Here is a 25,417-nt window from a genome sequence, read left to right as displayed (position 1 = left end):
ACCATCGTGCAATTTGCACTACATCAAAAAGCCATCATTGCAAAATGCAATTAAACACTCTTGAATATACGGCTCAACTCGCTGTTTTATAAGGTTTTTTAGCCTTGTTACAGTTGGCACGAAGACTGCTCTATTAACAGTATCCCGTCCATGCTCTCAGAGATGACCGCCATGAACAGCACGCTACTACTGTTAAACACCCTCGCGCTGGCCGTATTGCTGGTTTTTCATTTTCTGCCCGAGCCCGTTTCGGCCGAGCAGCCTGTTGAAATGACGGCTACCTTCAACAAACCGCGGCCACAGGTTGCGGTGATGAAAGAGACCAGCCGCGTGACACCTCGTCTGGCTGCCAACCAGCCCGTCGCCGACCAGGCACCTGCGGGTGAACGCTGGGTCTTTTGAAAGCACATTGAGAGATGGGTAAGAAATCATGTCCAAAATCGCTTTGGCTCTGTTAATGCTGGCACTGTCGAGCCTTGCCCTGGATGTATTCACCAGTAACGAATTTGGCAATCTGCCCTTGATCGCCGCCGCGGTATTTTTCGCTTGCTGGCTGGTGGCGCTGATGCTTGGTCGCAGGTTCAAGTTTGACCCGCAATTGCGCTGAAACTGCCCATAGGCAAGGGGGAAAACCCATTAATTTGCTGGGTTAATCGCTAAGCCACCCATTCGAGTGTATATTTTTAACAAGACCTACTGGCATAACGCCTTTATCCGGTTCAATATTTGTCACAGAATTGACGCCAGGGAAGTGGCAGATTTGAGGCATGATGCGCGCCTCTTAGCAATTCAGGTTGAACATTTGGCTATAAGGACGGTCTTAAACACATCCTGCGGCCAATTCCCGAGAACCGCTCCCCTGAACTAACCGGTTAACTAAAATGCGCCCATTGAAACAGGCAATTTACTCCAGCCGCACGGCTGACAAGTTCGTCGTTCGCCTGCCAGACGGAATGCGCGAGCGCATCGCCGAAGTGGCTCGCAACCATCACCGCAGCATGAACTCTGAAATCATTGCTCGTCTCGAGCAAAGCCTTATCCAGGAAGGCGTTCTGGGTGATGAGCTCAGCATGCGCCTCGACAGCCCCGAGCTTTCCCTGCATGAGCGTGAGCTGCTGCAACGCTTCCGCCAGTTGTCACACCGCCAGCAAAACGCCCTGGTATCACTGATTGCTCACGATGCTGAAGCAGCCTCTGAAGAATCCTGATTTAACCCAGGCATAAAAAAAGCCAGCAAATGCTGGCTTTTTTTATGGGCGCTGTTCGCGCCCTGTACAGAATGATCAAAGCAGGAAGATAGTCGCCAGCCCCAGAAAGATGAAGAACCCACCACTGTCGGTCATGGCGGTGATCATCACGCTTGCGCCCATGGCCGGATCACGCCCCAGCCGGGCCAGCGTCATGGGTATCAATACCCCCATCAGTGCTGCCAGCAGCAGGTTGAGGGTCATCGCTGCGGTCATCACCACGCCGAGCGACCAGCTGCCATACAGCAGGTAGGCCACAACACCAATCACCCCACCCCACACCAGACCATTGATCAGGCCCACGGCGAGCTCCTTGCGCATCAACCGCGAAGTGCTGCCGGTGTTAACCTGATCCAGGGCCATAGCGCGCACGATCATGGTAATGGTCTGGTTGCCGGAGTTACCGCCAATACCGGCCACGATGGGCATCAGTGCTGCCAGAGCCACCAGCTTTTCAATCGAGCCTTCGAACAGGCCAATCACCCGCGAAGCAATAAATGCCGTGACCAGGTTGACTGCCAGCCAGGCCCAACGGTTACGCAGGGACTTCCACACCGAGGCGAAGATGTCTTCTTCTTCTCGCAGACCGGCCATGTTGAGAACTTCGTTTTCGCTCTCTTCACGAATCAGGTCGACCATTTCATCGATGGTCAGACGGCCGATCAGCTTGCCGTTCTTGTCGACTACGGGGGCCGAAATCAAGTCATAACGCTCAAATGCCTGAGCAGCATCGTAGGCATCTTCGTCCGGGTGAAAACTCACCGGGTCGTTGGCCATCACTTCTGACACTTGCTTTTCAGGGTCGTTGACCAGCAAACGCTTGATCGGCAACACGCCTTTGAGGGCGCCGTCATAATCGACCACAAACAGTTTGTCGGTATGGCCCGGCAACTCCTTGAGGCGACGCAGGTAACGCAGCACGACTTCAAGGCTGACATCCTCACGGATGGTCACCATCTCAAAGTCCATCAAGGCACCGACCTGGTCCTCGTTATAGGACAGTGCGGAGCGCACGCGCTCACGCTGCTGGCCATCCAGGGTCTCCATCAGCTCATGGACGACGTCTCGCGGCAGCTCGGGAGCCAGGTCAGCAAGTTCGTCGGCGTCCATCTCCTTGGCGGCTGCCAGGAGCTCGTGATCGTCCATGTCGGCGATCAGGGTTTCACGCACCGAGTCGGATACTTCGAGCAGGATGTCGCCATCGCGATCAGCCTTGACCAGCTGCCAGACCGTCAGGCGGTCGTCCAGAGGCAATGCTTCGAGGATATAGGCAACGTCTGCGGAGTGCAGGTCTTCCAGCTTGCGCTGGAGTTCAACAAGGTTTTGCCGATGGACCAGGTTCTCGACCCGGTCATGGTGATGGCCTTCCTGACGATGAGTCAGATCTTCGACCACACGCTGGCGATTAAGCAGCTCAATAACTTGAGCAAGGCGGCTTTGCAGGCTTTCTTGGGTTTTCTTTACTTCAACTTCGGTCATAGGCGAACTCCACTCCCAGCAGCAGGGCACGCCGGAAGGATCAATCAGTCAATTCATGATTGGTAAAGCGGGATGCTGAGTTACTACTGGGTAAGTCCATGGAGGTATTCCACAAGCCCCGGCGGGGCTGACGGGCGCAATCATACACGGCTTGAAAATTAATGACGCAAAAATCTTGGAGATAACAAAAGCTTGCGAAAAACCGCCAGACGGCGCCTGCGCACTGCTTGTGCGACGAAGGATGAGTTGCACAGGGCACAACTCAAAGCTGAAATTCAACCTTGTAGCCGTTGACGAGCAGGGACAAGAACCAGAATAAACACAAGACAAGTCGCGAGGATGACAGCAATAGCCAAATCGCAGATAACAAAAAGCCCGCACAATGTGCGGGCTTTTTGATGTTTGGTGCACTCGACAGGATTCGAACCTGTGACCGCTCGGTTCGTAGCCGAGTACTCTATCCAGCTGAGCTACGAGTGCAGGTTGTGTTTGTTAAACCAGACCACCGCTGGCTGAAGCAAAGCCAACTGCCGGGGCAATTGACTCTTAAATGGTGCACTCGACAGGATTCGAACCTGTGACCGCTCGGTTCGTAGCCGAGTACTCTATCCAGCTGAGCTACGAGTGCAAGTTGTGTTTGATAAACCAGACCACCGCTGGTTGAAGCAAAGCCAACCGCCTGGGCGATTGACTCTTAAATGGTGCACTCGACAGGATTCGAACCTGTGACCGCTCGGTTCGTAGCCGAGTACTCTATCCAGCTGAGCTACGAGTGCAAGTTGTGTTTGATAGACCAGACCACCGCTGGTTGAAGCAAAACCAATCGCCTTGGCAATTGACTCTTAAATGGTGCACTCGACAGGATTCGAACCTGTGACCGCTCGGTTCGTAGCCGAGTACTCTATCCAGCTGAGCTACGAGTGCATTTGAAGCGGCGCATTATAGACCGTTGAATCTCTCTGGCAAGATTTTTTTTCAGTATTTTCAACAACTTACTGAACTGCCTAGATTACAACGTGCTACATGAATAATGGCGGAGAAGGGGGGATTCGAACCCCCGACACCCTTTTGAGATGTACTCCCTTAGCAGGGGAGCGCCTTCGGCCACTCGGCCACCTCTCCGCAACACGGGGCGTATAATAACCAGCCTTTTCCCCGCATGCAACTAAAAACTTAAATAAAATTAAAGACTTGGTTCTTCATCCTTTTCATTCTTGATCCGCAGGTAGATCTCTTCACGGTGTACGGCCACTTCCTTGGGAGCATTGACGCCAATGCGCACCTGGTTGCCTTTGACGCCCAATACGGTCACGGTAATTTCGCCATCGCCTATGATCAGGCTTTCCGTACAACGGCGAGTCAGAATCAGCATACGTTTCTCCTCACACTTATCTTTTCAGGGACAACAGTCTGCAAAAAAAAAGAGCCCGAGCCTACTAGCGACTAGTAGCACTCTGCGCTCCTTAGTATTGACCAACATGACAAAACGGGTGGGCTTCGTGCATGCCTGCCAAAAAACAAAGGGCGCGGATTAACCGCGCCCTTCTGCCAACGCCTTACTCGCCCTGTCGGGCTGGCGCATCCAGATCAAAAGCGGTGTGCAGGGAACGCACGGCCAGCTCCAGGTACTTTTCTTCGATCACAACAGACACTTTGATCTCGGAAGTCGAGATCATCAGGATGTTGATGTTCTCCTTGGCCAGCGATTCAAACATGCGGCTGGCAACGCCTGCATGAGAGCGCATGCCCACACCCACGATCGAAACCTTGGCAATGTTGGTGTCGCCCACCACTTCACGGGCACCGATCTCGCGAGCGGTATTTTCCAGCACGCTTTGCGCCGCATTGTAGTCATTGCGGTGTACGGTGAAGGTAAAATCGGTGGTGTTATCGTGCGCAACGTTCTGCACGATCATGTCGACTTCGATGTTGGCCGCGCTGATCGGGCCCAGAATCTTGAACGCCACGCCCGGGGTGTCCGGCACGCCACGGATGGTCAGCTTGGCTTCGTCACGATTGAACGCGATACCAGAAATGATCGGCTGTTCCATGGATTCCTCTTCATCAATAGTAATGAGGGTACCTGGACCCTCCTTGAAGCTGTGCAAAACGCGCAGCGGAACGTTGTACTTGCCGGCGAACTCGACTGCGCGGATCTGCAACACCTTGGAACCCAGGCTGGCCATTTCCAGCATTTCTTCGAAGGTGATCTTTTCCAGACGCTGCGCCTTGGCCACAACCCGCGGGTCAGTGGTGTAGACGCCGTCAACATCGGTGTAGATCTGGCATTCATCAGCCTTGAGGGCCGCTGCCAGCGCCACACCCGTGGTGTCGGAACCGCCACGGCCCAGCGTGGTGATATTGCCGAGCTCATCAACGCCCTGGAAACCGGCAACCACAACCACACGACCGGCCTTGAGATCAGCGCGAATCTTCTGATCGTCAATTTTCAGGATACGGGCCTTGGTGTGCGAGCTGTCCGTGAGGATGCGCACCTGGCTGCCGGTGTAGGACACGGCCGGCACACCACGCTTGTTCAGCGCCATGGACAGCAGACCAATAGTCACCTGCTCGCCCGTGGATACAATCATATCCAGCTCACGCGGCAACGGCTGATCGCTGATTTGCTTGGCCAGGTCGATCAGGCGATTGGTTTCGCCGCTCATGGCCGATAGCACGATCACCAGATCATTGCCGGCTTCGCGGAACTTCTTAACTTTATCGGCGACCTGCTCGATTCTCTCGACAGTGCCGACCGAGGTGCCTCCGAATTTCTGTACGATCAAAGCCATTTCAAAGCAGCCTCAGCCCATAAAGGGCGCCCATTTATCATTCAAACGACGCGCCGTTACTAGACAACGGCGCGTTCTGGACCTCAGATACCCTGCTCGACAAATGGCACGGTCAGACCCAGCGCGGCGTCCAGGGCTGCAGCATCAACACCGCCACCTTGCGCCATGTCCGGACGACCACCGCCCTTCCCGCCCACTGCCGCAGCAGCCTGCTTCATCAAATCACCGGCTTTGAGTTGGCCAGTCAGGTCTTTGGTTACGCCTGCAACCAGTACAACCTTGTCTTCATGGACACTGCCGAGCAGGATCACCGCACGGCCGAGCTTGTTCTTCAGCTGATCTACCAGCGCCAGAAGCGCTTTGCCGTCTTGACCGTCCAGGCGGGCGGTCAACACTTTCACGCCTTTTACGTCCACTGCCGACGATGACAGATCATCACCCGCTGCGCTTGCGGCCTTGGCCTGCAACTGCTCAAGCTGTTTTTCCAGCTGACGGTTGCGCTCAAGTACCGCCGACAATTTGTCGACCAGGTTCTCGCGCGAGCCCTTGACCAGGCTGGCGGCTTCCTTGAGCTGCTCTTCGGCAGCATTGAGGTAAGCCAGTGCAGCTGCGCCGGTCACCGCTTCAATACGACGGATACCGGAGGCTACACCGCCTTCGCTGATGATTTTCATCAGGCCGATATCACCGGTGCGCTTGGCGTGGATACCACCACACAGCTCAACCGAGAAATCACCACCCATGCTCAGCACGCGCACGCTGTCGCCGTACTTCTCGCCAAACAGCGCCATGGCGCCTTTTTCCTTGGCGGTTTCGATGTCGGTTTCTTCAGTCTCGACCGGGGTATTCTTGCGAATCTCGGCGTTGACAATATCTTCCAGCGCCTTGATCTGCTCAGGCTTGATCGCTTCGAAGTGGCTGAAGTCAAAACGCATGCGCTGGCTGTCAACCAAAGAGCCTTTCTGCTGAACGTGCTCGCCCAGAACCTGGCGCAAGGCGGCGTGCAGCAAGTGGGTGGCCGAGTGGTTCAGCGCCGTGGCGTGACGCACATCGGCGTCCACCTGGGCTTCAACGGTTTCGCCCACTTTCAGGCCGCCCGCAGCAACCACGCCGTGGTGCAGGAACGCGCCACCGGTCTTGGTGGTGTCGCGCACGTCAAAGCGGGCAGCACCCGCCTGCAGGTAACCGCAATCGCCGACCTGGCCGCCCGATTCGGCATAGAACGGGGTCTGGTCGAGAATCACCACACCCTCGTCGCCTTCGTTCAGGCTGGCAACCGACTGCCCTTCTTTATACAGCGCAACCACCTTGGCCGAGGCCTGGGTAGCGTTGTAACCGACAAACTCGGTCGGCACGTCGACTTTGACCAGGGTGTTGTAGTCCAGGCCAAACGAGCTGGCCGAACGGGCACGCACACGCTGGGCTTCCATCTCGCGTTCGAAGCCTTCTTCGTCCACGGTCAGGTTGCGCTCGCGGGCGATATCGGCCGTCAGGTCCATCGGGAAGCCGTAGGTGTCGTAGAGCTTGAACACTACGTCGCCAGGCACCACGGTACCCTTGAGCTCAGCCAGATCCAGCTCGAGGATTTTCAGACCCTGCTCCAGGGTCTTGGAGAACTGCTCTTCTTCAGCCTTGAGCACGCGCTCGATATTGGCCTGCTCGCGCACCAGCTCCGGGAAGCTGGCACCCATCTCGGCCACCAGGGCCGCGACGATCTTGTAGAAGAAATTGCCGGTAGCACCCAGCTTGTTGCCATGACGGCAGGCGCGACGAATGATGCGGCGCAGCACGTAGCCGCGACCTTCGTTCGATGGCAGTACACCGTCGGCGATCAGGAAGCTGCATGAACGGATATGGTCCGCTACCACCTTGAGCGATGCCTGGCCTTCGTTGGCGCAGCCGATCGCGTCCGCCGCTGCGGTCAGCAGGCTCTGGAACAGGTCGATATCGTAGTTGGAGTTGACGTGCTGCATCACCGCACTGATCCGCTCCAGGCCCATGCCGGTGTCTACCGACGGCGCTGGCAACGGATGCAACACGCCATCGGCGGTGCGGTTGAACTGCATGAAAACGTTGTTCCAGATTTCGATGTAACGGTCGCCGTCTTCGTCTGGCGAGCCCGGCGGGCCACCCCAGATTTCCGGGCCGTGATCGTAGAAAATCTCGGTGCACGGGCCGCACGGGCCGGTATCGCCCATGGTCCAGAAGTTGTCCGATGCATACGGCGCGCCCTTGTTGTCGCCGATACGGATCATGCGCTCGGCAGGCACGCCGACGTCCTGGGTCCAGATGTCGTAGGCTTCGTCATCGCTGGCGTAGACGGTCACCCACAGCTTGTCTTTGGGCAGCTTGAGAACACCGGTCAGGAAGGTCCAGGCGAAATTGATCGCATCTTTCTTGAAGTAATCGCCAAAGCTGAAATTGCCGAGCATTTCAAAGAAGGTGTGGTGACGGGCGGTGTAACCGACGTTTTCCAGGTCGCTGTTCTTGCCGCCGGCACGCACGCACTTCTGGCTGCTGGTCGCTCGGGTGTAGGCACGTTTTTCTTGACCCAGGAAACAGTCCTTGAACTGGTTCATCCCCGCGTTGGTGAACAGCAGGGTCGGGTCGTTATTAGGGACCAAGGAGCTGGAAGGGACACGGGTGTGACCTTGCTCCTCGAAGAAGCGAAGGAAGGCTTCACGGATTTCTGCGCTTTTCATAGGTTCTTCCACGGAGGCTGCGGCCAGAGGCAAGTAAATCACGTCAATCGACAGTGCGACTCGCAAAGGGCCGCATTATATCGGCCCTTCGCCCCGGGTACAGCGTGTTTATACGATAGCGACAAGCAATTGGACGGATTGAACGCTTATTGAAGGGAAAACTCGGCAAAAACCGCTATCACCTGCTCAATCTGGCTGCGACTGACATCCATGTGCGTCACCATTCGCAAGCGCGGCGCGGCACTGAGCCTGATCCCCTGGCCGGCCGCAAAGGCCTTGAGTGCCTCGGCACGCTCACCGATCTGGACGTAGACCATATTGGTCTGCACCGGCTCAACCTCATAACCGGCAGCACGCAGGCCCTCGGCCAGCAACTGGGCATTGGCATGGTCATCGGCCAGACGCGCCACCTGATGATCCAGTGCATACAGCCCGGCAGCCGCCAGTTGACCGGCCTGGCGCATGCCGCCCCCGACCATCTTGCGCAGGCGTCGAGCGCGGGAGACAAGCTCGGCGGTGCCGCACAGCACCGACCCCACGGGCGCGCCCAGGCCTTTGGACAGGCAGACCGATACCGAATCGAAATGGCGGGTGATATCACCGGCGTCAACGCCCAGTTTGACCGCCGCGTTGTACAACCGCGCGCCATCAAGATGCAGCGCCAGGCCGTGCTCGCGGGTCAGGCGGCCGGCCGCTGCCAGGTACTCGGTGGGCAGCACCTTGCCTTGCATGGTGTTTTCCAGCGCCAGCAGGCGGGTGCGGGCAAAGTGGAAGTCATCCGGTTTGATCGCGGCAGCCACCTGTTTCAGATCAAGCGAGCCATCGGCCTGCACCTCCAGCGGCTGCGGCTGAATGGACCCCAGGACCGCCGCCCCGCCACCTTCATACTTATAGGTGTGAGCCTGCTGACCGACGATGTATTCATCACCGCGCTCGCAATGCGCCATCAAGGCCAGCAGGTTGCTCATGGTGCCCGTGGGCACAAACAGCCCCCTGGCAAAGCCCAGGCGCAATGCCAGCTCGGATTCCAGTTTATTCACCGAAGGATCTTCGCCATACACATCATCGCCCATAGGCGCATTTGCCATGGCTTCACGCATGCCTGGGGTGGGTTGGGTCACGGTGTCACTACGAAGATCGATAACAGACATGGCATTGGCCTCGGCAAGGTTTGATCAGTGTTGAATGCTAAACGTGCGATTCCCGCCAGAACAAGCCTACTCTGCAGCGATCGACAATATTCGGATGCTCACGTAGGAATTACCTTATTAATGAAATGGAAAAACTGATAGCTATTAGCAAAAAGCATCAATGCATACTCGAAAAATATGTGATACAAAATGTCCGCCGCCAGAAAGGCTGGTGGCAACGTTCTCAGGGCGGGGTGCGACTCCCCACCGGCGGTAATTGCGCGCAAAGCGCATAGCCCGCGAGCGCTTGGCACATTCTTGAGCTTCGGCCAGGAATAAACCAAGGTCAGCAGACCCGGTGTGATCCCGGGGCCGACGGTCATAGTCCGGATGAAGAGAGAACGGGATTGGCGCCAAAGGGCCGTCAACCAGGCGGGATAGTGGCGATGCCGTATGGCCGTGCGCTGCCCTCCTGAACGTACCCTTTAATCCCATTCGATTCATATGCCCTGTTTTTCACACAAACAGGAATCTGAACATGCAACCTACAGCTATTCACCACAACGAACGTGTCGCATTTATCCAGGCTTCCTGGCACAAAGAGATTGTCGACCAGAGCCGCAAGGGCTTCCTGGCCGAAATGCTGGTGCTGGGCTATCAGGAAAGCGACATCGATTTCTTCGAAGTCGGCGGCGCATTCGAGATCCCGCTGCACGCCAAACTGCTGGCCAAGACCGGTCGTTACGCCGGAATTGTCGGCGCCGCACTGGTCGTGGATGGCGGCATCTACCGTCACGACTTTGTTGCCCAGACGGTCGTCAGCGGCCTGATGCAAGTACAACTGGAAACCGAAGTGCCGGTGTTCTCCGTCAGCCTCACGCCGCACCACTTCCACGCCGGTGAGGAGCATCAGAAGTTTTTCTTTGAGCACTTCGTGCACAAAGGCCAGGAAGCCGCCCGGACGTGCGTAGACACACTGCAGAAAATCCGCACCATCAAGCGCATGGATACCCAGCAAAAACGCGCGGTGTAATGCCTGATTCCCCGGCCAGCCCTGAAACCAGGCTCGCCGGGGAGCACACCATAAACATGTAACGCACACATAAGCCATCCAGGCGTTTCAATTGTCGATACAGGTGCCCGGTCACCGATGACATTTGAACTTGACGCCCAGGAGCATCTCTTATGTGCCCAACCCCGCCCCCAGTAACAACTACCCCTCTGCCAGCCCCTCATCATTTCGAGTTTGACGGCGGTGCCCAGGCCCCGCTCGAAAGAACCGAAACAACGGTTTCACACCCCCTGCCCCATGTGACAGAGAGCACCACACAAAGCATTCTTCATATTGGCGATAACGCCACCCTCGTGCGCTACGTCACTGAAGGCGTCCTGTACCCCCGCCCCATTGACCGCCTGGTCTTCCGTGCCTCGGTGGCGCGGGCATCCATTTGCGTCACCAAGGGCGACAACGACTCTCTGCTGATCGACCTGAACCATGAGCGCTATCGGATAAAGCCTGCAAGTGCAAAGCAGATCATCGAAATTCATACCTTGAACGGCAACGATACGGTTTACATCGCCGACACCCTGAAAAACACCTTTCATATCGAAACCGGCCCCGGCAATGACACCGTCGTGACCAGCAGCGGCAAGTCCACGGTGCTGACCGGTACTGGCGATGACATGGTGATGACCCGTGGGGGCACCAGCTACGTAGACACTGGAGATGGCAATGACATCGTCAACGCCAATGGCACGGGCACAACCGTTGCCTACACGGGCAAAGGGGCAGACTTTTTTCGTGGCGGGGCCGGCATGGCCTTTATCGACGCAGGAGAAGGTGACGATGTAGCCGTCGGAGGCCAGGGCCACAGCATTCTATGCGGGGGCGACGGCGATGACCTTATTACAGCCGGAGCGGGCTCCAATGTGATCTATACCGGCCAGGGCCAGGACATCCTCAATCAAATAAAAGACAGGGACAAAGTATTCACCGACAGCGAGCCCACCTATATCGCCGAAGGCAGAATCACCCCGCACAAAAAGGTCGCCAATACATTTATTGGCAGCCCAATCCCCCTGCCGGAATCAGGGCTGATTATTCAAGGCAGCGAAGAGTTTATCGTAAGGGTTCAGGATGACTTGAAACTGTTGCTGAGCTCCGGCAACGGGAGCCAGCTACTGCGCGAACTGACAAAAAGTATTCGTAAAAGCCAGAAACCCATCACCATCGCCGAACTCAAGCAGGTAAATAACGGCCTATACATACCCAATCTGGGTGATGGCCGGTCTTTTATTCAGGTCGGGATGGCAGGTCTGCCTGATTTCGGAGGAACGGTGTACTACAACCCGGCATTTTCTACACCCGGCGCGATACCGCTTACCTCTCTGTACCACGAGCTATGCCACGCCTACAACTTTGTCACGGGCACACGATTTTTAGGCGCAAGCCCCGACGGGCATCAGGGAACCAAGCAAGCTGCGCTGGTGAAAAATGATGAACTGCAGGCCGTGGGCTTACCTTGCAACACAGAGCCCTTTGACTTCGATAAAGACCCTGCAACCCCTGCCCTCCCCACGAACCCGGCACAGTTCAGCGAAAACGGCATACGCGAAGAACTGGGGCTACCCCTGCGCAAAACCTATATCCATTACTCGGATGATTAACCCTGTGGGGCCAGGGTTGTCGGTTCGATAATGATACCGGCGCGCAGGCCATTTTTGACTTTAGGGTTGGGAAAGATGATCCGCGCACCCTCTTCTTCAATAATCCAGCGGGTTTTGCCGGCGTCTTGCGCCAGTAGATAGCCCTTGGGCAACTCGCTGAAATTTTCGATATCGGCAGGCAAGTGCAGGATAAAGGCATCACTGTGCTTGATGACTTCACGCGCCACACTGAACAACTGCAAACCCTCGAGCGAAGCATCGGCCAGTGCTGGCTCGCTACCCTCGATCATCTGCTGCAAACGCTGCTCCAGACGTTCGACATTGACTCCGCCGTTCTGCCCGAAAGGCCGGGCCTTGCCCAACTCAAGGGTAAACGCCTCGGCGCCCAAGCGATCGTAGGTATAGGCACTGAACACAATGGAGGGCTTGTTTTGCAACAGCACCGCTTCCATCCCGGCCGCACGCAAGCGCGACAGCTCTTCGCGAGAGTGGCTACGGCCCTCCTTGAAGGGATACAACGCAAACTGCTCGATCTTCGACCCTCGAATGGCCGTGTGCAAGTCGTAGTGCAGACGAGTACGCCCGGGAGGGCTGAAAAAGGTTTCAGCCAGGTGTTCAAGCTCGCAAGCACGCAGGGCTTCGGGGCCACTGCTGCTTTCGTGACGGCCGTTGAACAGCCGGTTGAGGTCTTCCTCGACAAAACGTGCGCCAGTACGCATGGCGCCGGGGTTGCCGAACAGGAACAGAATTCGCGCACGGGGCTTGATAGTACCCCGTGCAATGGCCTGCAACAGGCGATCAAGCAACTCGATCGGCGCTGTTTCATTGCCATGGATGCCGGCTGACAACAACAGATCCATACCGTTGTCACGAGCCTCGGGCGGGCGCACTTCAAGCGCGCCTTCGGTCAGCCAGCGCATCCGCACGCCGTCGACAGTCAGTTGAGTTTTCTCGGCCGGTTCACGTCCGGCCAAGGTCAGTTCAAGCAGTTTGCCGAGAGCGAGCATAGAACTTCCTTATCAGTGGTTGCAGTCCGGACCGTGTACGTGACCGTCTTCATCATCGCCCAGATCAGCCGGTTCCATTTCCAGTTGCAGGCTCACAAGGTTAGTCGCCAATGGGCGCAGCAGCAGGTTGGCGTATTCGGCATCGCCTTCTTCAACGTCTACACCGATCAGCAACTGGCCACGGCCGTCCTGCTGGATCCACAATTCCTTGCCCTGCCACATGACAGCAACGCGCGTGCAGGACGTTTCCAGCTGGGTACCGTCGGTGTCTTCAAGGATCAGCTTCAGGGTATCAGTCATTTCATCGCTCTCATTGGGGTGTGAAGGTGCGTGCCCGGCGTCAACTATCGCCCAGGCACAGCGCCTTTCAATTGATCTGGAAGGGGTAAACCGCGCCCAGTTTAAGGATTTGCGTCAGTTCATCCAATGCCGTGCGGCATTCAAGCAGCAATTGTGGATCAGCCAGGTCACTTTCGCGCAAAGCATCACGATAATGTTTGTTCACCCAGACCGTCAGGGTGTCGTACAGCGCCGGGGTCATGATCACGCCGGGGTTGACGGCCGCCAGCTCGGTTTCGTTGAGCGCGACCCGCAGGCGCAGGCACGCCGGACCACCGCCATTCTGCATGCTCTGCTTGAGGTCGAACACCTTGACCTCACGGATCGGCCCGCCAGCGGCCGTCAGCCCTTGCAGGTACTGCCACACGCGCGGGTTGGCACGACACTCTTCAGGCACGATCAATAGCATCGAGCCATCGGCGCGGCTCAGCAGCTGGCTGTTGAACAGATAAGAGCGCACGGCATCTTCCACGGCCACCTGATCACGGGGCACGCTGATCGACTGGAAGTTGGCGCCGCGGGTCGCCAGCTTGGCCTGCAACTCGGCCAGCATCTGCTCGGTATTGAGGAAAGCATCCTGGTGATGGAACAACAGTTCACCATTACCCACGGCGATCACGTCGTTATGAAACACACCCTGGTCAATGACCGCAGGATTTTGCTGGGCAAACACCACACCCTCCTCGCTCAGGCCATGCAGGCGAGCCACTGCCTGCGAAGCCTCGAGGGTCTGGCGCGCCGGGTATTTTTGCGGTGCCGGGTAACGACTGTCGAACGCACTGCGGCCGAACACAAAAAACTCGACACCGGCCTCACCATAATCGCGGCAAAAACGCGTGTGGTTGGCTGCACCTTCATCGCCAAATTGCGCCACTGCCGGCAAAGCCGCGTGGTGGGCAAAATGCTCCTGATCGGCAAACATCGCGCCCAGCACGCGACTGGTGGTCGGGTGCTCGATACTGCGATGGTATTTGCAATTGAGGTTGGCAGCGGTGAAGTGCACGCGACCGTCAGCGGTGTCGGCACTGGGGCTGACTGTGGCCGCATTGGCTACCCACATGCTCGAGGCCGAGCAGCTGGCGACCAGCAATGGCATGGCCTCTTTGGCGGCGCGCTCGATCACCTGAGCATCAGTCCCGGCAAAACCCAGGCTGCGCAAGGCAGCAACGTCCGGACGCTCTTGCGGGGCCAGCACGCCCTGGACAAAGCCCATGTCCATCAACGCTTTCATTTTTTCCAGGCCTTGCAGCGCAGCTTCCTTAGGGTTGGAAGCCTGCTGGCTGTTGCTCTGGGAAGCGACGTTGCCAAACGACAAACCGCCATAGTTATGGGTCGGCCCCACTAAACCGTCAAAATTGACTTCAAAGGACTTCATCAGCGAGGCTCCGGAAAACGGTTATAAGTCATACAGCACCTGTGGGAGCGAGCCTGCTCGCGAATGGCCTTTAAGGCTTTCGCGAGCAAGCTCGCTCCCACAGGGTTGAGATAAGCGTTACGACATCCGCACGCCCGGGGTCAGCGCTGCTGGCAAAGCCAGGGTCGGCGTTTCAAGGGAAGCCACCGGGTATGCGCAATAATCCGCCGCGTAGTAGGCACTGGCGCGATGATTGCCCGACGCCCCGATACCACCAAATGGCGCACTGCTCGCCGCGCCGGTCAATTGTTTGTTCCAGTTGACGATACCGGCGCGGCTTTCGAGCCAGAACTGCTGGTAACGCGCTTCGGAATCCGACAGCAACCCGGCCGCCAGACCAAACGCCGTGTTGTTGGCTTCAGCAATCGCCGCATCAAAGTCAGCGTAGCGAATCACTTGCAGCAATGGCCCGAACAGTTCTTCGTCCGAACGATCGCCAACCTCTGTCACATCGATAATGCCCGGCGTCAGCAAGGCGGCATTGCTGTCTGGCTGGTGCATTTCCAGCAAGGCCACAGCCCCCGACCCCAGCAACACTTCCTGGGCATCCATCAAGGCGCGCGCTGCGCCAAGGGAAATCACCGACCCCATGAATGGCGCCGGCTGCTGATCGAAAGCACCCACTTCGATGCTCTGACTCACTTCAACCAGGCGCGTCAGCAGGCTGTCGCCCCATGCGCCTTGCGGCACCAGCAAGCGGCGGGCACAGGTGCAACGCTGCCCGGCGGAGATAAAGGCCGACTGGATGATGGTGTACACCGCTGCGTCCAGGTCCTCTACCTGATCGACCACCAGCGGGTTGTTGCCACCCATTTCCAGAGCCAGGATTTTGTCCGGGCGCCCGGCAAATTGCTGGTGCAGGGCATTGCCGGTGCGGCTCGAACCGGTGAAGAACAACCCGTCGATACCCGTGTGCGCCGCCAGGGCGATACCGGTGTCGCGTGCGCCCTGCAGCAGGTTGAGCACGCCCGCAGGCAGACCCGCTTCGATCCAGCACTTGACCGTCAGTTCGGCGACTTTAGGGGTCAATTCGCTCGGTTTGAATACCACGCTGTTACCCGCCAGCAACGCCGGAACAATGTGCCCGTTGGGCAAATGACCGGGGAAGTTGTACGGACCGAAAACAGCCACTACACCATGAGGCTTGTGACGCAAAACGGCCGTGGCATCCCCCAGCGGTCCACTTTTTTCACCCGTGCGCTCGCGGTAGCTCTGTACCGAAATCGCCACTTTATTGATCATGCTGGTGACTTCGGTGGCCGACTCCCAGAGGGGTTTGCCGGTTTCTTCACCGATGCAGCGCGACAGTTCGTCGGCGTGGTTTTTAAGGCTTGCGGCAAACGCTTCGAGCACGCTCAGGCGCTGCTCGAAAGTCTGTTTGGCCCACTGCGGGAAAGCCTGGCGCGCAGCCTTCACGGCGGCATCCACTTGCCCGGCATCGGCACCCTTGCCAGCCCAAAGCACGTGCTGGGTAACCGGGTTCAGCGACTCCAAAGCCTCGCCCTGCCCGCTCTGCCAGGTACCTGCGATATACAACGTACTCATTATTTTGACTCCCGTGGGGCCATTGACTGGGCGGACAAGGCAACGGCGCGCACCTGGTCGCCCGCGCTCAGTTGCAGGCGTTTGGCGGTCAGCGGGTCGACCACCAGGGTGCCAGCAGCCAGCCGCGCAGGGGCGGCCGTGATGCGGCAATCTTCGCGTTTGCGGTTGTGCATCAGGTAAGGCGTTGCGTCGTCACCCGGTGTGCCAATAGCCAGTACCAGCGCTTCGCTGTCGCGCACTGCGCGGATCTTGCTGGTTTCACACTCAACCGCCGGGCCTGCGTCAAAAATATCGACGTAGCCCTGATAACTGAAGCCTTCGCTTTTAAGCATGTTCAAGGCCGGTTCGGTGTGGGTATGCACCTTGCCGATCACCGCTCGGGCATCTTCGGACAGGAAACAGGTGTACACCGGGAACTTGGGCATCAACTCGGCGATAAAGGCTTTGTTGCCCACGCCGGTCAGGTAGTCGGCCTGGCTGAACTCCATTTTGAAAAAGTGCCGGCCCAGGCTTTCCCAAAATGGCGAGCGGCCACTTTCATCGGACATGCCACGCATTTCGGCAATGATCTTGCTGCCAAACAGCTCCGGGAACTCGGCGATAAACAGCATCCGCGCCTTGGCCAGCAGGCGGCCATTGAGCCCGGTACGGTAATCGGCACTGAGGAACAATGAGCACAGCTCGGAGTTGCCGGTCAGGTCATTGGCCAGAAACAGGGTCGGGATTTCGCGGTAAATATTCAGCTCTTGAGAGGCGCTGACCGTCAGGCCCACACGGAAGTTGTACCAGGGCTCACGCAGACCGACGGCACCGGCAATGGCAGAAATACCCACCACTTTGCCATCGTCGTTTTCGAGCACAAACAGATAGTCCGCATCGCCACGCTCGGCTTCGCCACGGAAGGTTTTCTCAGCCCAGGTGACCCGATGCAGCAAGCGCTCTTCGTTGGCCGGCAAGGTGGTCAGGCCGGTGCCGGTGCTGCGTGCCAGCTCAATCAGGGCCGGTAAATCGCTGTTGCGTACAGGACGAACGATCATGCTATCTCCTTGGACGGGGCTCGCTGACGACCCCCGCGAAACTCGCTCAAACGCGTTATACCGCTACCACTCGTACGCTGGCACCTTCGCCAACACCAAGTGCTTCGGCCGCTTCCAGATCCAGCGTGACCGGTTTGCCCGGCGCCCAATCCAGCTCCAGCAATACGGCGCGGTAATCCTGTAGCTGGGCATTGGCCACCAGATACTGACGTCCACCGCCTGTGCTCAGTGCGCCGATCTTGACCGGAACCACGCGGCTCTGGGCGATTGAGCGGATGCCCGAAACCCGGGCATGCAAGGTCGGGCCACCGTCGAAAATATCGATGTAGTGATCGGTCTCGAAACCTTCGCGCATCAGGATGTCAAAGGTGATCTGCGCACGCGGGTGGACTTGCCCCATGGCCTCTTGGGCGGTGTCAGGCAGCAGCGGCACGTAAATCGGGTAATGCGGCATCAGCTCGGCAAGGAAGGTGCGGCTTTTAAGCCCGCACAGACGCTCGGCGGCGGCATAGTTCAAGTCGAAGAAGTTGCGGCCAATGGCATCCCAGAACGGCGAGTCGCCATTTTCATCGCTGTAGCCAACGATCTCGGTGACCACGGAGTCGGCAAAACGCTCCGGGTGGTTGGCCACAAACAGCAGGCGGCCACGGGAGTTGAGTTCGGACCAGGCCGACCCCACCAGTTCCGGGACCACATAAAAACTGGTCAGCAGGCTGTTACCGGTCAGATCATGGCACTGCGACAGGACGTGAATCTTGTTGTGAATCTTAAGTTCGCGGGAGGCGTGCACGAACGTCTCGTTACGGAAGCTGTAAAACGGCTCCGAATAACCGGCCGAGGCCACGATCGCCGAGCACCCCACCAACTTGCCGGCAGCGGTGTCTTCAAGGACGAAAAAATAGCTTTCTTCGCCATTGAAGCTCACTTCGGCAGCGAACGAGGTTTCAGACGCGGCGATCTTGTCGCGCAGGCGTTCGATATCGTCCGGCAATGAAGTGACACCAATCGGGCTGTCCGCAGCCAGACGCTGTACCTCGCCCAGATCAGCCATTTGCGCAGGGCGCATCACCAGCATGGTGTCACTCCTTAATCCTTGAATTGCATAGAGGGGTATAGGCCGAACAGTCGAGTGCACCCGGGATTTCAACTGTGGGAGCGGGCTTGCTCGCGATGACGTCACTGCGGCGTGACTGACACACCGCGCTGCCTGTATCGCGAGCAAGCCCGCTCCCACATTGAAAGCCCTGTGCATTGAGCCTGGCCCGGCACATTAAATTCGGTTCGACGCCCGGCAAGCCGGGCGTCGAGGTCACACTCAGGCTTGCGTCAGATTCTTTACGGCACGTTCGAAGCGGTTCAGACCTTCTTCTATATCGGCCTCGTCAACCACCAGGCTTGGCGCGAAACGCACAACGTCGGGGCCGGCCTGCAGAATCATCAGGTTTTCTTTTTCAGCGGCATTGAAGATGTCCTTGGCGCGGCCCTTCCAGGCATCGTTCAGCACACAACCCAGCAGCAGGCCCATGCCACGCACTTGAGTGAACAGGCCGTATTGCTGGCCGATTTGCTCAAGGCGGGTCTTGAACAGGTCATGCCTGGCCTTGACGCCTTGCAGTACCTCTGGCGTGTTGATCACATCGATTACCGCATTGCCGACTGCACACGCCAGCGGGTTACCCCCGTAGGTGGTGCCGTGGGTGCCGACAACCAGATGCTTGGCCAGCGCTTCGGTGGTCAGCATGGCTGCGATCGGGAAACCGCCGCCCAGGCTCTTGGCGCTGGTCAAAATATCCGGGGTCACGCCGTAATGCATGTAGGCAAACAGCTCGCCGGTACGACCCATGCCGGTTTGAACTTCGTCAAACACCAGCAACGCATTATGCTGGTCGCACAGTTCGCGGGCGCCTTGCAGGTAAGCCTGCTCGGCCGGCAGCACGCCGCCTTCGCCCTGGATCGGCTCCAGCACCACTGCGCAGGTCTTGTCCGAAATCGCCGCTTTCAGCGCGTCAAGGTCGTTGAACGGAACATGGGTAATGCCGGTGATTTTCGGACCAAAACCGTCGGAGTACTTCGACTGCCCGCCCACGTTCACGGTGAACAGCGTGCGGCCGTGAAAGCTGTTGAGCGCAGCGATGATTTCGTACTTCTCGCTGCCGAAACGGTCATGGGCGACACGACGGGCCAGCTTGAAAGCGGCTTCGTTGGCTTCAGCGCCCGAGTTGCAGAAGAACACACGCTCGGCAAAGGTCGAGTCCACCAGTTTTTTCGCCAGGCGCAACGCCGGCTCGTTGGTGAACACGTTGGACACATGCCAAAGAGTATTCGCCTGCTCAGTCAAGGCACCGACCAATGCCGGATGCGCATGGCCAAGAACGTTAACGGCAATGCCGCCCGCGAAGTCGATCAGCTCCCGACCGGCCTGATCCCATACTCGGGAACCGGCACCACGCACAGGAATAAAGGCTGCAGGCGCGTAGTTGGGAACCATGACCTGGTCGAAATCGGCGCGTTGCACCGGGGCTTGCTCAACGGACATCGGAGTCTCCTGAAGAGGAACGCCTGCCTAAACTGGCGAGCGATGGGGGGATTGTAGGGACACATCGGGAGCACGCCTTGTCGCCAAGCGACAACTTCTTATAGCGCCAAACCACGATTTACAAAGGCATTACGACAATGCGACATATTCCGTCACAAAGGCGCAGTTTAAACGCTGGGGCGTCTTTGCGGCAGCACTCTGGCGCGCTGATTTGCCCGGAAAACGCGAGTTTTTGCCGATCACCGCCGGATCTGTACGTATGGGTGCTAAATATGTATGGATTGATCGCTGATTGTTGATGCAAAGCCTCCGCCAGCCAGCAAATATTTGCGCTTTTTAACGGGCTCGTACTGGCGGATCTTGAAGGTACTCCATCAGGACATACGAGTACCGGACATGCCCGATCCAACACCTCTTGCGCCCCTGAAACCGCCCCCTGAAAAAGGGTTAACAGCGGCGAACCGACTCCAGACCATCCCCCACTTCACGACCATTGCCGAGGCCATGCCGCCCTGGGCCACGTCCCTGGGCCGACCGACCCTGAACGCATTGAAAGGGACGTCCCCCAGCCTTCACCCAACCTTGAGGACCCTCACGCCCGCTCAGGGCGACACCTTGCGCAAAACGTTTGCAGCGCGATGGGCCGCCCGCAACGATGTTGAAAAAGACCTGGCAAGGGTCGTAGATGTTCACGGGTTTGCGGCGCCCTTGCTGAACAACCTTATTAAACGCCAATATCAGCTGGACCTGGATGTACACAACACCTTTATCAATCTGTATATCCCGAACTACCTGCCTGTCATCGGCCTGCGCGAAAGCGGTACCACGACCTGGCGCGTGTCCCTGCTAGACGCGGCCCTGCACAACTTTGAACTGCATGAAACCCTGCCCTATGCCTACCTCTCAGGCTCGGGGTATATCAGCCGCCCCGATGCCCAGGGGCATTTCAAGCAGCTCAATCACATCACCGAGCACATGCCCGTCCAGGCGTTCACGGCCTTGTGCCGAACACTGAATCTGGGCGCCCGCTACAAGGACCATCTCACGCGCCATCTGGGTCTTGACGATCATGGCAGGCAGTTAAGGCTGAAAAACAAAATACTGGACAGTCAACGCGCCGACCTGAAGGCCGATCTGACCTACGCCGTGATGACCAGACAGATCGGCCTGCCCCTGTATGAGTCACTGGATGCCTTTCTCATAGGCCTGGACAACCGTTGGCTGACCTATCGCCTGACAGTGCTCTCCCTCGACATCGAAAGCCCGCTGATCTTCATGCCGGTACATCAACGATCGGTAGTTGCGTACATACCCCACGACCCCCTGCATCCGGTCAAGGAATACTCATCGATCGGCGAGTGCATGGCGCATCTGACCGAACGCCTGAAAAGCACTTCCTACCAGCATTTCTTCAGCCGCTTCGTCGCCCACGACCGATTGGGGGCTTTTCTGGAGGGTCTTAAAAGAACCTACTGGCAGGTCATCCCCGACACCCCCATCGCACCGGGCGCAACGCTACCAGACGCACTGGTTGCGCAAACCCTGATACCGATCGAAAAACCCGCGATTGAATACCTGCTGGTGCCGATACCTGATGACCTCTGGGAAACGCTTTACAGCAGGCAACTGGCAAAAATTTTCAACGATGCCAAAAGCCTCGCCGTGTCGACCGATGCCGAAGACCGCAAAACCCGTGAGGCACGCCTTGAACGCCTGAAAGGCATTGGCATGGCACTGCTGAATGCCGCAGCCTTTGTCATCGCGCCTTTTGTACCTGTCGTCGGCGAACTGATGCTGCTGCAAATGGCCTGGCAACTGCTGGACGACACCTATGAGGGTATCCACGACTGGGTGCAAGGCAAGACCACTGAAGCATTCGAACACCTGTTCGGGGTGCTGGAGAGCGGTATCCAGGCAGGTTTTTTTGCGGCTGGCACAAAGGTGCTGGGAGGCTTGCTGCCCAAGCCATCCGCCTTTGTACAAGGCATGAAACCTGTCACCTGCAACGATGGCGCCACTCGATTGTGGAACCCTGACATCAGCGCCTACCACCACGACCTGGCCCTGCCCGAACACCTCGCGTCCGACGAACTGGGCCTGCAGTACCACCAGGACAAAACACTGCTGACCCTCAGTTCCGGGCAGCAAGCCCGACACACGCTGGTACTGGACAAGACCGAAAGCGCCGGCCCTTATACCTTGCGTCACCCGACACGGCCCCACGCCTACGGCCCCCGGATGCAGCACAACGGTGAAGGCGCCTGGCTGATGGAGGGTGAGCGCCCGCAAACCTGGCAAGGCTCGATCCTTATGCGTCGGCTCGGCCCTGTCGCCGAGGGCTTCAGCGATGCCGAGCTGGAAAAGCTGCGAATTATCAGCGGCACCGATGAAGGCGTGTTGCGAAGGGTTCACCTGCATAACGAACCGACTCCGCCTCTGCTCAAAGACTGTATGGCACGACTGAGGATCCAAAAACAAAATATCGAGGACATCACCCGTATTCGCCAAGGGCGAGCCCTTTCAACCAGGGGGAACTGGCTGGAAAGCCTGCCCACCGAGTTACCCGGCTGGCCGCCAGACAAAGCCCTGAATGTCTTTGTCGATGAAACCCTCAGTGGCATGGCCCATGTCTACGGTGCCCCCGAGGCACTCCCCGAGGACTCTCTCAGGATTTCTCAGCAGGACATCAAGAACGGCAAACTGTGGCCCCTGATTGTCGACAACTTCAACACGCCTCAACTCGATGCCCTGCTGGGCCCGCGCGCAACAAAGACAGAAGCCGTCAACACCCTGCAGGCCAAGGTGTCCGACTACGCCCGGCAACGACGGGAAGACATCTTCGACCATCAGTACGCCAGGGAGCGCCAGACAAAAAACCCGGCAGCGCGATTGATAGAAAGCACCTTTGCGCACCTGCCCGCCCCTGTCACCCAAGCGCTGCTTGAGACCACCAGCACGCTCGAGAAAACCACCCTCCTCGAGAATGGCAGAATCCCCCTGAGGGTAAAAAATCTGGCCACCGAGCTGGAACACCAAACCCGCATAGCTCACGCCCAGGAGGGACTGCTTGAAGATGACCTGCTGACTCCAGACGGCGAAAAACTGGCCATAAACATCCTGAAAACCTACACCGATGCGATCCACGACCTTCATCTCGAGGTGCGCGATCTGGTCGTTGACGGCACCTTGCGCTGCAGCCATGCCCCCAAGGACGCCAGGCACACCCGAATACTGGTTCGTAAAGGTCCGGACGCCTATGAGACCTACGATGGCGAGCATGCCCTGCTGCATCCAGCCTCGCGCTTTCACGGTGCGCTGATGAAGGCGCTCCCCGAACGCAACAGCGAGCACCTGAAATCCAGGTTCGCCATTGGCCAGAACTTCAAACAATGGCTGGCAGATAAGTACAGCGCCCCCGGTGAAATCCGAACGGCACTTGATCTGCCATCCCCGGCAGCTTGCGTGGCAACCGAAAGCGAAACCCTGTTGCGCGGCGCCGCCAGCAGCCGGGTCAATACCACGCCTGCAGCCAATCCCTTGCAGGAACGGGTCAAGGCCCTCTACCCCTATCGAAATAGCGACGAGATAGCGTTGATCACGGCGCGAATCGACAGCGAGCAGGCCCTTGAACACCTGCGCGCCACCGAGGAGGAAAAAGACCAGCTTTTCGAGACACTGGACAACTGGATCAGCGCTGCGATCGGCGTCACCACCGACAACGCATTGCCACCCAACCTTCATGGTTTAAGGCGCCTGATAGGCTCCAGAATAAAGAACTCCTGGCTATCGGCCGACAAGGTCCATATCAACAAAACAGGACAGGCTGCCATAGTGGCCGAACTGGACTTCAGCAGCACCCTGTTCGGCCATGCCGGCACCGACAGCCTGGTTTTAAGCCGCCCCCTGAGCCATGTAGGCCTGCTGAGGCTCGACGATTGCAGCTTTTCCCCAAACCAGGGCGACTTCCTGACCTACTTTCCCAATCTGAAGGTACTTTCGCTCAACGCCAACGACCTTGAAACCCTGCCCGAGACACTCGATACACTGCCGCACCTCAGGTCGCTGCACCTTGCCCATAACCGCCTGACCCTGAACGCCGGGATGCAGAGTCAGCTCAAGCACCTTACCCGTCTTCAACACCTTGATCTGGGTCACAACCCTCTTGGCAGCCCTTTGGCCGTGGGGCATATGCCCGAACTCAGGACACTCGTACTGGAGAACACCCGCATCACTCAATGGCCCCCGGGGTTGTTCGACCAGCCACGACCGAAGGCTTTCAAATTGAACCTGCTGGGCAATGAGATCCATACCGTGCCCGACTACCCCGATCAATCGGCCGAATCCTGGTTGATTGCCAATGCCCGCCTTGAACGCCAGAAGCTCGACCTGGAGAGTCAGGACCGTGTCACTCAGTATCGCCGCGCCCTTGGCCTAGACCCTCATCGCACTTATCCGCCACGAGGGTCAGAGCAAAGCTCATTCTGGTTGTTCGCCCCCCCCGGGTCACAGGTATCCATGCAGGAACTCTGGGAGACTCTAGAGCACGAGCATGGCTCACAGGGATTTTTTGAAGTCATCGCCCGAATGGAAATCCCCCCGGACGTATTTGAAACACCCTCTGACCAAATTGCCTATCAGGAAGGCCTGGGAGATTTGAAGCAGAAAGTCTGGCGCTTGATCGATGCTGCCAGTAACGACACCCGCATGCGCGAGCTACTGTTCACCATGGCCAGTTCGCCCACCAATTGCGCCGACGCCGGCGCCCAGATATTCAATGCCATGGGCCTGGAAACCATGGCCCATGAGTTCTATAACGCCCGAAGCACACCACTGGAACTGGAAAAAAACCTGATAACGCTGGCACGCGGCAAGGCCCGGCTGGCCAAGATCGGTGACATTGCCCGGGCTGATGTGGCGCAACGTGTCAGGCCTGTGAGTGAGGGCGGCCAGGGCTTGAGGTTTACCAGCGAAGTGATCGATGGTGCGCCCGGAACGGTCGACGAAGTCGAAGTCCACACCGGCTACCAGACCCGGCTGAGCACAAGCCTCGAACTGCCCTGGGTACCCAACTACATGGTCTACAGGATGACTGCCCAGGTGGGCGATACGGAGTTTGTCAGGGCCTATCGCCTGATTCATGAGGGCGAAGCCGGTGACGGGCTGGTCAATCAGATCCTTGATGTGCCCTTCTGGGAGACCTACCTGAACAAAACTTACGCCTCGGAACTGGACGCCAACGCCAGCCTCTTCGAACAGAAGGCCGAGTGGCCCGAGCAGCTCAGGGAGCTGCAGGATAATTGGGTTCGCTCGGATACGCGCCTGGAGCAGCGCCATGCAGGGCAGCGTGTCGAGCTGCAGGAACTCGCCCTAAAACTGGCAGTGCCTGAGCCTCAGGTATTCACCTCCGAGCCCATGAATGACAAGCTCTACTACCGGATCTACAGCCAGATCGCCGATGAACGCAAAGAGCTCAGCCGGCAGTTGACCCGTCAGGCTCTGACCAAAGCCAGGCTGACCTGACC

Annotated in this window: 18 protein-coding genes, 5 tRNA genes and 1 riboswitch; of the genes, 6 read left to right on the top strand and 17 right to left on the bottom strand. The window is 57.9% G+C overall.

Annotation, left to right across the window (positions count from 1 at the left end; all coding sequences use genetic code 11):
- Positions 1-171 precede the first annotated feature (171 nt).
- From PPTH39_RS13220 to PPTH39_RS13215, 3 genes are all read left to right on the top strand, one after another.
- A complete protein-coding gene (locus tag PPTH39_RS13220; RefSeq protein ID WP_095019285.1) occupies positions 172-402 on the top strand; it encodes a hypothetical protein in 231 nt (76 codons plus the stop codon).
- 28 nt (positions 403-430) lie between these two features.
- Entirely contained in the window at positions 431-607 is a 177-nt protein-coding gene (locus PPTH39_RS23530) for a PA3371 family protein (protein WP_165446519.1), read from the top strand.
- A gap of 274 nt (positions 608-881) precedes the next feature.
- Positions 882-1,208 carry an Arc family DNA-binding protein gene (locus PPTH39_RS13215; RefSeq protein ID WP_016782142.1) on the top strand — a complete coding sequence of 109 codons (327 nt, stop codon included), beginning with the start codon at positions 882-884 and terminating at the stop codon, positions 1,206-1,208.
- Positions 1,209-1,283: 75 nt separating this feature from the next.
- Here PPTH39_RS13215 and mgtE read toward each other — a convergent pair whose 3' ends face one another.
- From mgtE to ltaE, 10 genes are all read right to left on the bottom strand, one after another.
- A complete protein-coding gene (mgtE, locus tag PPTH39_RS13210) occupies positions 1,284-2,726 on the bottom strand; it encodes a magnesium transporter (RefSeq protein WP_016782141.1) in 1,443 nt (480 codons plus the stop codon).
- Positions 2,727-3,129: 403 nt separating this feature from the next.
- Positions 3,130-3,206: transfer RNA gene (locus PPTH39_RS13205), tRNA-Arg, on the bottom strand.
- A 71-nt stretch (positions 3,207-3,277) separates the two neighbouring features.
- A tRNA-Arg gene (locus PPTH39_RS13200) sits at positions 3,278-3,354 on the bottom strand.
- 71 nt (positions 3,355-3,425) lie between these two features.
- A tRNA-Arg gene (locus PPTH39_RS13195) sits at positions 3,426-3,502 on the bottom strand.
- Between the two features lie 71 nt (positions 3,503-3,573).
- Positions 3,574-3,650, bottom strand: a tRNA-Arg gene (locus tag PPTH39_RS13190).
- A gap of 107 nt (positions 3,651-3,757) precedes the next feature.
- Positions 3,758-3,848: transfer RNA gene (locus PPTH39_RS13185), tRNA-Ser, on the bottom strand.
- 61 nt (positions 3,849-3,909) lie between these two features.
- Entirely contained in the window at positions 3,910-4,098 is a 189-nt protein-coding gene (gene csrA, locus PPTH39_RS13180) for a carbon storage regulator CsrA (RefSeq protein ID WP_130872048.1), read from the bottom strand.
- Positions 4,099-4,282: 184 nt separating this feature from the next.
- Positions 4,283-5,518 (bottom strand): aspartate kinase, encoded by a 1,236-nt coding sequence (locus tag PPTH39_RS13175; protein WP_095003369.1) that lies wholly within the window; start codon positions 5,516-5,518, stop codon positions 4,283-4,285.
- Positions 5,519-5,601: 83 nt separating this feature from the next.
- Positions 5,602-8,220: an alanine--tRNA ligase gene (alaS, locus tag PPTH39_RS13170; RefSeq protein WP_130872047.1), complete on the bottom strand. Its 2,619-nt coding sequence runs from the start codon at positions 8,218-8,220 to the stop codon at positions 5,602-5,604.
- A 146-nt stretch (positions 8,221-8,366) separates the two neighbouring features.
- Positions 8,367-9,371, bottom strand: a complete 1,005-nt coding sequence (gene ltaE, locus PPTH39_RS13165; protein ID WP_095003367.1) for a low-specificity L-threonine aldolase — start codon at positions 9,369-9,371, stop codon at positions 8,367-8,369.
- A gap of 215 nt (positions 9,372-9,586) precedes the next feature.
- Positions 9,587-9,757, top strand: a riboswitch (FMN riboswitch).
- A gap of 131 nt (positions 9,758-9,888) precedes the next feature.
- On the opposite strand from ltaE, the gene PPTH39_RS13160 reads away from it, so the two are divergent.
- Together PPTH39_RS13160 and PPTH39_RS13155 are read left to right on the top strand one after the other, a co-directional pair.
- Entirely contained in the window at positions 9,889-10,383 is a 495-nt protein-coding gene (locus tag PPTH39_RS13160) for a 6,7-dimethyl-8-ribityllumazine synthase (protein WP_095003366.1), read from the top strand.
- A gap of 518 nt (positions 10,384-10,901) precedes the next feature.
- Positions 10,902-12,017 carry a M91 family zinc metallopeptidase gene (locus PPTH39_RS13155; RefSeq protein ID WP_165446518.1) on the top strand — a complete coding sequence of 372 codons (1,116 nt, stop codon included), beginning with the start codon at positions 10,902-10,904 and terminating at the stop codon, positions 12,015-12,017.
- Here the strand turns inward: PPTH39_RS13155 and astE are convergent.
- The 7 genes from astE to PPTH39_RS13115 form a co-directional block, all read right to left on the bottom strand.
- On the bottom strand, positions 12,014-13,024 hold the full coding sequence (gene astE, locus PPTH39_RS13150) for a succinylglutamate desuccinylase (protein WP_095003229.1): 1,011 nt from the start codon (positions 13,022-13,024) through the stop codon (positions 12,014-12,016). The two genes, PPTH39_RS13155 and astE, sit on opposite strands and share 4 nt — an antisense overlap.
- Before the next feature lie 12 nt (positions 13,025-13,036).
- On the bottom strand, positions 13,037-13,324 hold the full coding sequence (locus PPTH39_RS13145) for a hypothetical protein (protein ID WP_003440880.1): 288 nt from the start codon (positions 13,322-13,324) through the stop codon (positions 13,037-13,039).
- A gap of 67 nt (positions 13,325-13,391) precedes the next feature.
- Entirely contained in the window at positions 13,392-14,738 is a 1,347-nt protein-coding gene (gene astB / locus PPTH39_RS13140) for an N-succinylarginine dihydrolase (RefSeq protein WP_095003230.1), read from the bottom strand.
- 117 nt (positions 14,739-14,855) lie between these two features.
- A complete protein-coding gene (astD, locus tag PPTH39_RS13135) occupies positions 14,856-16,325 on the bottom strand; it encodes a succinylglutamate-semialdehyde dehydrogenase (RefSeq protein WP_176465210.1) in 1,470 nt (489 codons plus the stop codon).
- Positions 16,322-17,359: an arginine N-succinyltransferase gene (gene astA / locus PPTH39_RS13130; RefSeq protein ID WP_130872045.1), complete on the bottom strand. Its 1,038-nt coding sequence runs from the start codon at positions 17,357-17,359 to the stop codon at positions 16,322-16,324. The genes astD and astA overlap by 4 nt, the downstream gene beginning before the upstream one ends.
- A 55-nt stretch (positions 17,360-17,414) precedes the next feature.
- On the bottom strand, positions 17,415-18,434 hold the full coding sequence (aruF, locus tag PPTH39_RS13125) for an arginine/ornithine succinyltransferase subunit alpha (RefSeq protein ID WP_095003233.1): 1,020 nt from the start codon (positions 18,432-18,434) through the stop codon (positions 17,415-17,417).
- Positions 18,435-18,674: 240 nt separating this feature from the next.
- Entirely contained in the window at positions 18,675-19,895 is a 1,221-nt protein-coding gene (locus tag PPTH39_RS13115; protein WP_095020866.1) for an aspartate aminotransferase family protein, read from the bottom strand.
- A 396-nt stretch (positions 19,896-20,291) separates the two neighbouring features.
- Between PPTH39_RS13115 and PPTH39_RS13110 the strand changes: the two genes are divergently transcribed.
- Positions 20,292-25,415, top strand: coding sequence for an NEL-type E3 ubiquitin ligase domain-containing protein (locus PPTH39_RS13110; protein WP_130872043.1), 5,124 nt, complete (start codon positions 20,292-20,294; stop codon positions 25,413-25,415).
- The last annotated feature ends 2 nt before the right edge of the window (positions 25,416-25,417 follow it).

Source organism: Pseudomonas bubulae, assembly GCF_900618535.1.
Taxonomy (GTDB): Bacteria; Pseudomonadota; Gammaproteobacteria; order Pseudomonadales; family Pseudomonadaceae; genus Aquipseudomonas; species Aquipseudomonas bubulae.
Note: the sequence above shows the minus strand (reverse complement) of the source record. Positions and strands in the feature narration are given on the sequence as shown.

What these genes read in the sequence shown, in the direction of transcription:
- PPTH39_RS13220 (WP_095019285.1), top strand. Translation starts at nt 172, where the DNA reads ATGAACAGCACGCTACTACTGTTAAACACCCTCGCGCTGGCCGTATTG.
- PPTH39_RS23530 (WP_165446519.1), top strand. Translation starts at nt 431, where the DNA reads ATGTCCAAAATCGCTTTGGCTCTGTTAATGCTGGCACTGTCGAGCCTT.
- PPTH39_RS13215 (WP_016782142.1), top strand. Translation starts at nt 882, where the DNA reads ATGCGCCCATTGAAACAGGCAATTTACTCCAGCCGCACGGCTGACAAG.
- mgtE (WP_016782141.1), bottom strand. Translation starts at nt 2,726, where the DNA reads ATGACCGAAGTTGAAGTAAAGAAAACCCAAGAAAGCCTGCAAAGCCGC.
- csrA (WP_130872048.1), bottom strand. Translation starts at nt 4,098, where the DNA reads ATGCTGATTCTGACTCGCCGTTGTACGGAAAGCCTGATCATAGGCGAT.
- PPTH39_RS13175 (WP_095003369.1), bottom strand. Translation starts at nt 5,518, where the DNA reads ATGGCTTTGATCGTACAGAAATTCGGAGGCACCTCGGTCGGCACTGTC.
- alaS (WP_130872047.1), bottom strand. Translation starts at nt 8,220, where the DNA reads ATGAAAAGCGCAGAAATCCGTGAAGCCTTCCTTCGCTTCTTCGAGGAG.
- ltaE (WP_095003367.1), bottom strand. Translation starts at nt 9,371, where the DNA reads ATGTCTGTTATCGATCTTCGTAGTGACACCGTGACCCAACCCACCCCA.
- PPTH39_RS13160 (WP_095003366.1), top strand. Translation starts at nt 9,889, where the DNA reads ATGCAACCTACAGCTATTCACCACAACGAACGTGTCGCATTTATCCAG.
- astE (WP_095003229.1), bottom strand. Translation starts at nt 13,024, where the DNA reads ATGCTCGCTCTCGGCAAACTGCTTGAACTGACCTTGGCCGGACGTGAA.
- PPTH39_RS13145 (WP_003440880.1), bottom strand. Translation starts at nt 13,324, where the DNA reads ATGACTGATACCCTGAAGCTGATCCTTGAAGACACCGACGGTACCCAG.
- astB (WP_095003230.1), bottom strand. Translation starts at nt 14,738, where the DNA reads ATGAAGTCCTTTGAAGTCAATTTTGACGGTTTAGTGGGGCCGACCCAT.
- astA (WP_130872045.1), bottom strand. Translation starts at nt 17,359, where the DNA reads ATGATCGTTCGTCCTGTACGCAACAGCGATTTACCGGCCCTGATTGAG.
- aruF (WP_095003233.1), bottom strand. Translation starts at nt 18,434, where the DNA reads ATGCTGGTGATGCGCCCTGCGCAAATGGCTGATCTGGGCGAGGTACAG.
- PPTH39_RS13115 (WP_095020866.1), bottom strand. Translation starts at nt 19,895, where the DNA reads ATGTCCGTTGAGCAAGCCCCGGTGCAACGCGCCGATTTCGACCAGGTC.
- PPTH39_RS13110 (WP_130872043.1), top strand. Translation starts at nt 20,292, where the DNA reads ATGCCCGATCCAACACCTCTTGCGCCCCTGAAACCGCCCCCTGAAAAA.